Origin of the sequence: Fulvivirga aurantia (assembly GCF_009711475.1) — a bacterium.
Lineage (GTDB): Bacteria > Bacteroidota > Bacteroidia > Cytophagales > Cyclobacteriaceae > Fulvivirga > Fulvivirga aurantia.
The window spans coordinates 1-12764 of sequence record NZ_SMMD01000874.1; the positions used below are offsets into that span (position 1 = coordinate 1).

A 12764-nucleotide genomic window follows, 5' to 3' on the forward strand; every position below is an offset into this window, starting at 1 on the left:
GGGTAGTTTTTGCCCTTTCTACACTCGTTTATACCCTTACTGTTGAGCAAACAGCGAGCTATTGGGATTGTGGAGAATTTATAGCCGTATCTTATAAGCTCATGGCTCCCCATCCTCCTGGAGCTCCCTTCTTCTTACTTGTTGGTCGAATTTTCTCATTTTTTGCTTTGGGCGATGTAGAAAATGTAGCCTTCTGGATTAACATGGTAAGTGTACTTAGCAGTGGCTTCACTATTTTATTCCTTTTCTGGACGATCTCTATGTTCGGAAGAAAGATTTTAAATCTAGACGCTAACAGCGAAATAAGCACAGCGCAAACTTTCTCGATTATAGGTGCCAGTGCAATCGGTGCCTTAGCTTACACTTTTTCAGACTCATTTTGGTTTTCGGCAGTAGAGGCAGAAGTATATGCGATGTCCTCTTTCTTTACCGCTTTTGTAGTTTGGGCCATTCTGAAATGGGATCTCATGGAAGACGAAAGTAGAGCAAATCGTTGGTTGATCCTTATCGCCTATATGATGGGATTATCTATTGGTGTTCACTTATTAAACCTAGTTACTATACCTGCCTTAGGCCTTATTTATTACTTCAAAAAATATGAGAAATCGACTCCATGGGGGATAATAGCTACATTACTTATCAGTGGTTCCTTCATAATCTTAATTAATAACATAATCATCCCTGGCTTGCCTTCTCTTGCCGGTGTATTCGAAATCATGTTTGTAAATAGCTGGGGACTACCATTTGGTTCTGGAGCTATTTTCATAGGAGTATTGGTAATTGGCTCTTTGATTTGGGGCATTATGTATTCTATTAGGAAGCAAAAAGAGATTCTAAATACAGCGTTATTGGGTATCGCCTTTATTCTTATAGGTTACTCTTCATATACAATTATTGTAATACGATCTAATTATGACCCACCTATAGATCAAAACAATCCTGAAGATGTAATGACTTTTGTGAAGTACCTCAAGCGTGAGCAATATGGAAGTCGTCCGCTTTTACATGGTCAGTATTTTACGGCACAGGTAACGGGTACCGAACAAGGTGATGCGAAATACAGAAAGGGTGAAGATAAATATGAGCTTATCGACCGTGATATGTCATATAAGTACGATCCTGAGCACACCACCATCCTACCAAGAATGTACAGTAGCTCTCCGGCACACGCACAACGCTATAGAGAAATCACAGGATTAAGAGAAGGTGAGAAGCCATCATTTTTTGGCGACAATCTGGCGTTTATGTTTAAGCACCAGATGGGAACCATGTACATGCGTTATTTCTTGTGGAATTTTGCAGGTAGAGAAAGTGATATTCAAGATGCTAACTGGCTTAGTCCGTTAGACGCTTTTGAAGAAGTGCCTACGGAAATTCAAAATAATGCCGGTAGAAATCAATTTTTCATGATACCGCTTCTTTTAGGTATTGTGGGTCTATTCTTTCAATATAGAAAAGACAGAAAAAACTTTGCTGTGGTCGCCATGCTATTTTTCCTTACAGGTTTGGCATTAATACTATATCTCAACTCGCCACCTATCGAACCGCGAGAGCGTGATTATATCTATGCAGGCTCATACTATGCTTTTGCAATTTGGGTTGGCTTATCGGTAATGGCATTTGCAGATTTATTAAGCAGAGCTACTTCTCAAAAAAATGCAGCTATCATAGCCAGTGTCTTGTGTCTCGTGGCCCCTGCCATCATGGCGCAACAAGGCTGGGACGATCACGATAGATCAAGCAGGTATTTTTCAGTAGACTCTGCCAAAAACTTCTTAGCCTCTACAGACGAAAATGCTATTTTATTTACGGGTGGGGATAATGACACTTTCCCACTTTGGTATGTACAAGATGTGGAAGGTTTCAGAACTGACGTCAGGGTAATTGTATTAAGCTACTTCAATACTGATTGGTACATTGAGCAGACTATGCGCCAGATGTATGAGTCGGAGCCTTTTCCGTACACACTTACTTTGGACAACTACCGTCAAGGTGGACCCAATGATTATCTTCCGTATGAAGATATGGGTCTTGGTCTGAAGGTAATTGACCTGGAGCAGTTCTTATCACTGATTAAGTCTAACAATAAAAACCTACGTGTTTATGAGTCTGCCAATGCTGTACCAAGTCGTACATTCTCACTCAAGGTAAACAAACAAAAGGTTTTAGAAAGCGGCATTGTACCTCCCGGTATGGACAGTTTGGTTGTTGACCGTATGGTATTTAGCCTTAAAAGAGGAAGAAATGCCTTGGAGAAAAAGGATTTGGCTATTCTAGACCTGATAGCAAGTGCTAATTGGGAGCGTCCGTTGTATTTGAATAATACCTCGATGCAACAAATAAATGTTGACCTGAAGAAGTATTCGATACAAGAAGGTAATGCATACCGTATTTTACCGATTGAGAATCCTAATCCGAGACAGGATTTTGTAAATACGGATTTGATGTATGAAAACCTTACGAATAACTTCCATTATCGTGAGCTTGATAATCCTAATGTTTATTATTCGGAAGATTACAGAAATTTTGTACTCAATCACCGCACTAGCTTTAATACATTAGCTGCCGTATTAATTGACGAGGGTAAGACTGCAAAAGCGAAAGAGACATTACTCTTTAGCCTTGAAAAAATGCCTGATAAGGCGATCCCTTACGATTATACTGCCACCAGAACAATCGATCTATTGTTTGAGGTTGGTGAAACAGAGAAAGCTTTAGAAATTTCTAAGACGCTTGGTGAGCGCTCTATGGAAATGGCCTCTTACCTGGTAGCTCAAAACCAAGGAATTGGCTTAGAGTTACAAAAAGCATTGGTTATTCTTAATGAAGTAAGCCGAACTCTCATGAGAAATGGAGAAGATGAATTGGCCAGACAATACAGCGATGCTTACAACCAGTACGTAGGGCAGCTAGAGCTCGACAGAAGAAATATGTAATTGAAAATAAATTACACTAAAAACGAAAGAGGAGCTCATTTGAGCTCCTCTTTTATTTTATAATGTGATAGAGATTTTATTTCTCTACAATACAAAACAAGTCTAAAGCCTGATCGGCATCATCAGTAGGCAAATAATCGGTGTGTGATATCTGACTAACCAGACTATCATTGCTGGTTTGTAGTTTATTTCTATTCACCCTGTTTAATATATCATAAGGAATCCTCAAAAGACTTGCCGGCAAACGATATTGCAGATTTAAAAAGTCAAACCTGGTTATTTTCTCTACCGACTTTTTATTCTGCGCGTAGTACTCCCAAACTTTTTCATTCCCTGTGATTCCTCGCATAGTAACCTTAGAGAAAATCTGCTCAGCCAGTGTCTTGAGTTCATCAGCTGTATACTCTCGTATATGCCATGGATTACGCGTAAGTGTTTTCTTTATATTAGGTGTAGTTATTAATGCTTTACCTCCGGGTTTTAACACACGATTGATCTCTTCTAAAAACAAGCGATCTTTCTTTATATGCTCGATTACCTGAAATGTAATGATCACATCAAAGCTATTATCAGCCACTTTATTAAGAGGAGGAATATTATCCTGAATAAATTTAACCTTGGGATATTGCTTAGAAAGGCTTTCTATAACTGGCTCAATTTTGTCTATAGCAGTAAAGCTATCGACTTTGTCCTCCAACATAGCTATACCTCTTCCTTCTCCACATCCTATTTCTAAAAGATCTCCCTGCACATGTTCTTCAGCAAGATAGTACGCTTTAAGCAACCGTTGGTGTATCGGATTGTCTGAAGCAATCTTGTCTGAAGCAATTTCTGTGGTATATACGCCCATAACTCTAATTTTGGGCAAAAGTAGTATTTATTAAAATAATTATCCCGGCCTTAAATTTTATTTTGCTGAGAAAAGCGTTAAAATCATATATGCACAGGTATTTAGCCAAAATAGCGATCATATCTTCTTGTCTGTTCTTAAGCTACAGCAGCCATGGACAGTGGGCATTTAGCGAGTTAAATGTGGCTCATCAATATGACGAAAACGCAGAAGTAAGCTTGAAAGCGCAGGTCACAGTTAAGGATGACTCCATTGTAATTTTAGCTGCACTGAAACTTAACCTGAAAGATGTAACGAAAGACGATTACAACTTTGAAGTTTATACTCCTTTAGATCTCAATCAAAAGTTGACTCAGCCAACCTCCATAGATACTTCTTGGTTAGGGTCAACTAGTGATCATCAATTGTACAAGATAACCACGGCTTACAATAACCGTAAATGGGTGATTTTAAGAGTGATAAGCATTAAAAGTGGCTTTAGTTTTTATCATGAATATCCTATCTCAATTACACATAATGCTGATTTTGTAATTAAGAATAGAGATCTGCCTGTAGTAAGTTCATACCTGAAGCCTGGTAGCTACCAGGCAAATTCGACATTAAGTGCTTTTTATTATAGCTATGGATTTGATCATGCCCTACCACCAATGATTACCCGAGCCCCACTTCCTTCAAAGGGATTTAATGTTGACTCTACTTTTCGGATAGAAGCCAACGTCCCATTTAAACTCCAAAAATCAGGGCTTTACTATTTTCAAGAGGATACTTCAAAAATGATTGGTCGTGGCGCAACCGTTTACCACAAATATTTCCCTGAATTGGCTAAGCTTTCTCACCTGATAGAGCCACTTGTATACATTACCACGAAAGCCGAAAAGGAACGACTGGATGAGATTGAGACCAAAAAAGAGTTTGATCAATTTTGGCTAGACCTCACGCAATCACCACAAAGGGCAAAAAAGATAATCAAAGAGTTTTATGATCGGGTCGAATATGCCAATGAAATATTTACCACTTTCAAGGAGGGTTGGAAAACTGACCGCGGTATGATTTATATCATTTTTGGAACACCAGATGAGCTACTTAAAACAGACACAGAAGAGGTATGGGTTTATGCCGGTAATAACAGACAACAAAGAATAAAATTTCGATTTTTAAAAACTGATAATATTTTTTCTTCGTCACATTATACCTTAATTCGCGACAAGAAATACGACTCGGTCTGGTTTAGAGCGGTCGATGCCTGGAGAAAAAGTCGATTTTAAAACCTCAACAACTATGAAGAACACCAACAATGATATGATTTTTGGTATACGTGCGATACTGGAAGCTATACATTCTGAGAATGAAATCGATAAATTATTTATTCAAAAAGGGCTGTCAAACCCGTTGATCAAAGAGTTGATTCAGACTGCCAAGAGTTATAAACTGCCGATTTCGCAAGTTCCTGCAGAAAAGCTAAATCGTTTTACCAGAAAGAATCATCAAGGTGCTGTGGCGTTTATCTCAGCTGTAAAATATGCTTCGTTAGATAACATCATCGATCAGTGCTACCAAAAAGGCAAAGAGCCGTTTATTCTTATTTTGGACAGGGTAACTGATGTGAGAAACTTTGGGGCCATTGCACGTACGGCTGAGTGTGCCGGTATTGATGCCATTGTAATTCCAACACGTGGAAGTGCTGCTGTAAACAGCGATGCCATGAAAACTTCTGCAGGTGCACTAAATCACCTTGCTGTATGTAGAGAGGAAAATTTAAAAATTACCATCGATTTTTTAAAGAACAGTGGAATACAAGTAGTAGCCTGTACGGAAAAGACTGACAAATCTATTTATGAAGTTGACTTTAAAGTGCCTTCTGCTATCATTTTAGGCTCTGAAGAAAATGGCGTGTCAGGTGAGTACTTAAAAATGGCCGATCATTTGGGTAAAATCCCAATGACCGGCAAGATAGGTTCTCTCAATGTCTCAGTTTCTGCTGCCGTAGCCATTTACGAAGCAGTGAGGCAGAAATTATAAATACTGCTGTTTACCCTTCTTTTCTTTAATATCTGCTACAAAGTCTCTGAACTTTTGTTCGTCACTTTTTTTGCAGATTAGTAACACATTATCACACTCAGCGACCAGGTAGTCATCCAGGCCTTGTACGATTGTTAGTTTGTCTTTAGAAGTATAGACAATAGACTCAGATGTATCGTAAAGCATTACATTGCCTCTGATGGCATTTCCTTCATCATCCTTGTCTAGTTGCTCATGTAACGAATTCCATGATCCCAGGTCGGACCAGCCGAAGTCACCTAAAACTGTATAAACATTTTGTGCCTTTTCCATCACTCCAAAGTCAATTGAAATATTGGCACATTGAGAATAAGCACTGGCCACAGCCTTATCTTCTTTTTCCGTCCAGAAATTGTGAGAGGCCTCATTGAAGATTTCTGCCATCTCTGGTAGGCTCTTCTCAAATTCATTTAGAATGGCCTGTACGCCCCAGGTAAATATACCCGAGTTCCAAACGAAGTCCCCACTTTCAATAAATTTGACTGCAAGCTCCTTTTCTGGTTTTTCTGTAAAGGTTTTAACTTTTTTTAGCTCACTATCAGATTCCAGATATTGTATATAACCGAATCCGGTTTCCGGTCTATTTGGCTTTAGGCCTATAGTAATAAGCTTCTCCTGGTCTGCGGCCCCTTCCAATGCAGTGGTGATCACACTTCTAAAGGCATCTTCTTCGAGGATCAAATGATCTGAAGGTGCCACGGTGATTACTGCATCTTTGTTTTTCATTGCAATCTTATGGCTGGCATAAGCTATACACGGAGCAGTGTTTCTTCTTAGCGGCTCACAAAGGATATTTTCATCTTTGAGCTTTGGTAGCTGTGTTTTTACAAGCTCTTTGTAGTTATCATTAGTAACGACATAAATATTATCGTCTTCAATCATTTTATTGAAACGCTCAAAAGTCATTTGGATCAATGACTTGCCGGTGCCCAAAATATCCAGGAATTGCTTAGGGCGGTCATTTCTACTGTATGGCCAGAATCTACTGCCGATTCCTCCAGCCATTATAACTACATAATTATTCTTATTCATTAGTTTTTCGGTTTTGGTTGTTGTGATGTCTCAGTTAACAAAACATCGTTTTATTATGTAGTGTTTATACTATTCCTTCGCGTAGCAAATCATGAATATGTACAAAGCCAACTACTTTCTTTTTATCTAAGACTACCACCTGGCTTATGCTATTTTGCTGCATGATGTTTAGCGCCTTTACGGCATAATCGCCTTTCTCAACAGTTTTAGCCCCATCAGACATTACATCGGCAGCTTTTACCCTCACCAGATCAAGCTCCTTTTCCATAGCTCTTCTTATATCACCATCAGTGACAATGCCTAATAGGTGTTTATTGCCATCTACAACAGCCGCTGCACCCAATCGTTTAGACGAAATTTCAATTATTACTTCTTTGAGTGTTTTGTCTTCAGAAACAGTAGGTAGCTCGTTATTGCTATAGATATCATCAACCTTTAAGTATAGCTGCTTGCCGAGTGATCCACCAGGGTGATACTTTGCAAAATCCTGAGAAGAAAAATTTCTTAACTCCAGGAGACAGACAGCCAATGCATCACCTATTGCCAGATGCGCGGTAGTACTAGTTGTTGGGGCAAGGTTATTAGGGCAAGCCTCTATACCAATGGTAGCATTGAGTACAAAGTCAGCATTTTGAGCCAGGTAAGAATCGGTATTACTTACCAAACCAACTAGTTTTGATCCCGTTCTTTTAAGCAAGGGTACCAGCACCTTAATCTCTGGTGTGTTTCCGCTTTTAGAAAGACAAATTACAATGTCGTCTTTTTGCACCATACCCAAGTCGCCATGTATGGCATCGGCAGCATGCATAAAAAGAGAGGGTGTACCTGTTGAGTTGAGCGTGGCCACAATTTTATTGGCGATAATTGCGCTCTTGCCTATACCGGTTACAACCACACGACCTTGCGAATTGTAGATCTCATTTACGCAAGCCTCAAACCCTTCATCTATGTAGTCAATTAAGTTTTTAATCGCCTCAGACTCATTAAGTAATACGTTCTTCGCGATGTTTTGAATATTTTTTGTTAACTTCAACGTCCTTTTGCGTTAGTGGTCAGAAAATCGGCTCTAAGATAATCAAATCAAAATGAAATGCCCATAACAGAGCACGACCAACTCTGTTATATTTGCTAGTGCGTTTCATATAAAAACGTTATATTAAAGAAGGTTTCAGGTTTATAAATTTCTTATTTGATGTCATGCTGGCAGAAGAGACGGACATATTAAAAGGTAAGCTAAAAGAAGTTTTTGGCTACAACCAATTTAGAGGTAATCAGCAAGCAATAATAGAAAACATACTCGCAGGGAAAAACACTTTTGTGATTATGCCAACGGGTGCGGGTAAGTCACTTTGCTATCAACTTCCTGCTATTATTTCTGATGGTTTGGCGATCGTAATTTCGCCACTTATTGCACTTATGAAAAATCAGGTCGATCAGCTTAGAGCTTTCGGCATAAATGCACAATTTCTCAATTCCACACTTACCAAAGGTGAAATAAACAGGGTAAAAAGAGAAAGCTTAAATGGAAACATCAAGCTTCTATACGTAGCCCCTGAATCTCTCACCAAAGAGGAAAATGTAAATTTTTTACAGCAAGCCAATATATCATTTGTCGCTGTAGATGAGGCACACTGTATTTCTGAGTGGGGTCATGATTTTAGGCCTGAGTACAGGCGCATAAAAGAAATCATCGGTCAACTGGGTAACTTGCCTGTAATTGCACTTACCGCAACAGCTACCCCTAAAGTACAGCAAGACATACAGCGCAACCTCCAAATGGAAGACGCTGATTTATTTAAGTCTTCCTTTAACAGAACAAACCTCTTTTATGAGGTAAGGCCAAAAAAGCACGCCAAGAAACAGCTGGTTCAGTATTTGGCTAAGCATAAAAACAACAGTGGAATTATCTATTGTTTGAGTCGTAAAAAGGTACAGGAGGTTGCTGAAATCTTAAATGTAAATGGTTTCAATGCGGCTCCCTATCATGCTGGTCTCGATCCTTCTATTCGAGAAAAAAATCAGGACGACTTTCTCAACGAAAATGTAAATATTATTGTGGCAACCATTGCCTTTGGTATGGGTATAGATAAGCCAGATGTTAGGTTTGTTATCCATTATGATGTGCCAAAGTCATTGGAGGGTTATTATCAGGAAACAGGTAGAGCCGGTAGAGATGGCCTCCAGGGCGAATGCCTGATGTTTTACAGTCACAATGACATAAACAAGCTAGAGAAGTTTAACAAAGACAAATCTGTACAGGAGAGGGAGAATGCCCTCATCTTACTACAAGAGATGTCATACTATGCAGAATCACCGGTTTGTAGAAGAAAACAACTACTGCACTACTTTGGTGAGGAGTATAAGGTAGATAACTGTGAGCAGTGCGATAATTGCCAAAATCCTAAAGAAAAATTTCAGGCCGAGCAAGAGCTTAAAATTGTGATTGAAGCTGCCCTTACAACTGGTGAGCGATTTGGGCTCACTCACCTTGTAAATGTAATACGAGGTAGCGAAAACCAGTACGTAAAGTCTTACGATCACGATAAACTGGATGTTTACGGAAAGGGCAATGAAGAGTCGATCGATTTTTGGAAATCAAACGTGAGACAAGCGTTGATTTACGAATTTCTCGAAAAGGACATAGAAAACATTGGCGTACTTAAGGTCTCTGAAAGAGGGCGCAAATTTCTCAAAGACTCATATCCGATTAAATTTGCCAAGGATCATGAGTATGCCACAGACGCTAGTGAAGAAGAAAACAGTGAGCGACCAAGGGTTGATTCCAAGGCTTATGATGTCAAGCTTTTTGGATTATTAAAAGGGCTTCGCAAGAAAATAGCTGACCAAAAAGAGTTACCTCCGTTTGTCATTTTTCAGGATCCATCTTTAGAAGAAATGGCCACCACCTACCCTACTACAGAAGCAGAACTTGCCAATGTAAATGGAGTGGGAATGGGTAAAGTGCAAAAATTTGGGCAGCAATTCCTCTCTCTTATCTCTGATTACGTAGATGAAAACGAAATCACAACAGCCTCTGAAGTAGTCATAAAATCTTCTGTAAATCGGTCTAAAATGAAGATTTTTATCATTCAGCAGATTGATAAAAAAGTGGACTTAGAAGAAATAGCAGATGCAAAAGGCATTAGTTTTGATGACCTGCTTAAAGAAATTGAGAATATCTGCTACTCAGGTACTAAGCTCAATCTTGATTATTATATCGATCAGGTGCTTGATGATGAAAAGCAAGATGATCTTTACGATTATTTTTTAAATGCCGACACTGATAATATTCAGGAAGCACTTAAGGATCAGGATAATGAAGATTACTCAGAAGAAGAGCTCAGGCTGATGCGAATTAAGTTTATGTCAGAATACGCAAATTAAGTATTAGCCACCCACATATTTTCCTAAATTTGACACCTTGTATTTAAATAAGATTCAATTATGAACATACTTATTTTAGGCAGCGGGGGCAGAGAACACACGCTGGCATGGAAAATTGCTCAAAGTGAAAAGTGCTCAAACCTATATGTAGCGCCTGGAAATGCCGGCACTACACAGGTTGCTCAAAATGTAAATATCAAAGTAGACGATTTTGCGGCTATCGGCAATTTCGTTTTAGAAAATAGCATAGAACTAGTAGTTGTAGGACCAGAAGACCCTTTAGTAAAAGGGCTGAGAGATTATTTTGAATCAGACAGCGGACTACGAGAAGTTGCTTTTGTAGGCCCGGGCAAAAAAGGAGCCCAGCTAGAGGGAAGCAAAAACTTCTCAAAGCAATTTATGGATAAGCATGGAATTCCGACTGCCAAGTCAAGGAGTTTTACAGCCAAAGACATAAATGATGGCTTAAATTATCTAGACACTTGCAACCTGCCAATTGTACTCAAAGCCGATGGGCTTGCTGCCGGCAAGGGTGTGATCATCTGCGAATCTTATCAGGAGGCTAAAGAATCTTTAAAAGCCATGTTGCTCGAGCAGCAGTTTGGTGAGGCAAGCGAAACAGTTTTAGTTGAAGAGTTTTTAGACGGAATCGAAGTTTCTGTTTTTGTACTGACCGATGGTAAAGACTATATTGTGCTACCAGAGGCCAAAGATTACAAACGCATAGGCGAACGAGACACCGGACCTAATACCGGGGGAATGGGAGCTGTTTCTCCTGCAAACTTTGCCAATGAAGAATTTCTAAAAAAGGTTGAGAAAAGAATTATCAAGCCCACTATTGAAGGTCTCAAAAAAGACGACATTCCTTACAAAGGCTTTATTTTTATTGGTTTGATGAGCGTAAATGATGAGCCATATGTAATCGAATACAATGTAAGGATGGGAGATCCGGAAACTCAGGTTGTGATTCCCAGAATTGAAAATGACCTGGTTGACCTTCTCCTGGCTGCTGCAAAAGATAAGCTGAGTTCTGCAAAAATCAATATTGATCCTCAGGTAACGAGTACAGTAGTGGCAGTCTCAAAAGGCTACCCTGGTAGTTACGAAAAAGGCAAGTCAATTTCCGGCCTTGCAGACGTACGTGACGGACTCATCATACATGCAGGAACCAAAGCCGACAAACATAAAATTCTCACTAACGGAGGCCGCGTACTAGCCGTAACAGGCAAAGCGGATACATTAGAAGATGCATTAGCCATAAGCTACAACGGAATAGACCACATTCACTGGGATGGCATGTATTGCCGCAGAGATATCGGGAAAGATATACTTGCGCTACATTTAGATTCATGATCATTTTAGTATCTTTAGAAGTGGTAGAATGAAAAAAGTTAGCTATGTCGGGATGTAGTACCTGTAGTTCAGGAAATGGCACCGTAAAAGGCTGTCAAAATAATGGTGGCTGCCAGACTGGCGGCTGCAATAAAATGAATGTATTTGACTGGTTGTCTAATATGGACTTACCAGTGGTAGATAAATTTAAAGTAGTTGAGATCCGCTTTAAAGGTGGTCGCAAGGAGTTTTTTAGAAACTCTGATGACCTTGACCTCACTACCGGTGACACCGTGGTAGTAGATGTACCTAATGGGCACCACATTGGTCACGTAAGTTTGAAGGGTGAGCTGGTAAGGCTACAAATGCAAAAGAAGAAAGTAAAGGACAATGATGAGATCAGAAAGATCTACCGCATTGCTCATCAAAAAGACCTCGAAAAGTACGATGAAGTACAAAAGCGAGAACTTCCTACCCTCTACCGTACACGAGAGATCATCAACAGCCTGAAATTAAAAATGAAGTTATCTGATATCGAATATCAGGCTGACAACTCAAAGGCCACTTTTTATTATTCGGCCGATGACCGCGTTGATTTTAGAGAACTGATTAAAATACTTGCCAGCGAATTTAAGATCAGAGTAGAGATGCGCCAGATCAGCTTAAGGCAAGAGGCTGGCCGTTTAGGAGGTATAGGCTCATGTGGGCGCGAATTGTGCTGCTCAACCTGGTTGACAGATTTCAAAAGTGTATCGACCAGTGCGGCACGTTATCAAAATCTTTCCCTCAACCCTAGCAAACTTTCCGGGCAGTGTGGTAGGCTTAAGTGTTGCCTCAATTATGAGCTGGATACCTACATGGATGCACTAGAGGACATCCCTCAGCTGGAAGGCCCATTGATTACTGAGAAGGGCAAAGCCAAACTTCAAAAAACCGATATTTTCAGAAAAGTAATGTGGTTTGGCTATGATGATGAAAATACCTGGATACCAATTGATGTAAGAAGAGTAAAAGAAATCCTGAGCATAAACAAAAAAGGAAATAAGCCTGCTTCCTTACTGGAAGATAATGAGCCGGATAAAGACAGTCTTGCTCTAAATAGCGATTTAGAGAAGATGGACAGGAAATACAACAACAAAAATAAAGGCAAGAGAAAAGGTAAAAAAAGAAGA

General features: G+C 39.6%; 9 protein-coding genes. 6 read left to right on the forward strand and 3 right to left on the reverse strand.

Going from position 1 to position 12764, the window contains the following annotated elements; all coding sequences use genetic code 11:
* Positions 1-2936: glycosyltransferase family 117 protein (locus tag E1176_RS14060; protein ID WP_155211268.1), on the forward strand; the 2936-nt coding region annotated here is incomplete at its 5' end.
* Between the two features lie 76 nt (positions 2937-3012).
* Here the strand turns inward: E1176_RS14060 and E1176_RS14065 are convergent.
* Positions 3013-3786 carry a class I SAM-dependent methyltransferase gene (locus E1176_RS14065; RefSeq protein WP_155211269.1) on the reverse strand — a complete coding sequence of 258 codons (774 nt, stop codon included), beginning with the start codon at positions 3784-3786 and terminating at the stop codon, positions 3013-3015.
* Positions 3787-3875: 89 nt separating this feature from the next.
* Between E1176_RS14065 and E1176_RS14070 the strand changes: the two genes are divergently transcribed.
* Both E1176_RS14070 and rlmB read left to right on the forward strand, forming a co-directional pair.
* Complete coding sequence (locus tag E1176_RS14070) at positions 3876-5051, forward strand: GWxTD domain-containing protein (RefSeq protein ID WP_155211270.1); 1176 nt, start codon at positions 3876-3878, stop codon at positions 5049-5051.
* Between the two features lie 13 nt (positions 5052-5064).
* Positions 5065-5805, forward strand: coding sequence for a 23S rRNA (guanosine(2251)-2'-O)-methyltransferase RlmB (gene rlmB / locus E1176_RS14075; RefSeq protein WP_155211271.1), 741 nt, complete (start codon positions 5065-5067; stop codon positions 5803-5805).
* Here rlmB and E1176_RS14080 read toward each other — a convergent pair.
* Complete coding sequence (locus E1176_RS14080; protein ID WP_155211272.1) at positions 5800-6876, reverse strand: mannose-1-phosphate guanylyltransferase; 1077 nt, start codon at positions 6874-6876, stop codon at positions 5800-5802. The two genes, rlmB and E1176_RS14080, sit on opposite strands and share 6 nt — an antisense overlap.
* Before the next feature lie 64 nt (positions 6877-6940).
* On the reverse strand, positions 6941-7909 hold the full coding sequence (locus E1176_RS14085) for a KpsF/GutQ family sugar-phosphate isomerase (RefSeq protein WP_155211273.1): 969 nt from the start codon (positions 7907-7909) through the stop codon (positions 6941-6943).
* A gap of 164 nt (positions 7910-8073) precedes the next feature.
* Here E1176_RS14085 and recQ point away from each other — a divergent pair, with 164 nt between their 5' ends.
* From recQ to E1176_RS14100, 3 genes are all read left to right on the forward strand, one after another.
* A complete protein-coding gene (gene recQ, locus E1176_RS14090; RefSeq protein ID WP_155211274.1) occupies positions 8074-10260 on the forward strand; it encodes a DNA helicase RecQ in 2187 nt (728 codons plus the stop codon).
* Between the two features lie 60 nt (positions 10261-10320).
* Positions 10321-11613, forward strand: coding sequence for a phosphoribosylamine--glycine ligase (gene purD, locus E1176_RS14095; protein ID WP_155211275.1), 1293 nt, complete (start codon positions 10321-10323; stop codon positions 11611-11613).
* A gap of 44 nt (positions 11614-11657) precedes the next feature.
* Positions 11658-12764, forward strand: a 1107-nt coding sequence (locus E1176_RS14100) for a PSP1 domain-containing protein (RefSeq protein ID WP_155211276.1), incomplete at its 3' end; no start/stop codon positions are given.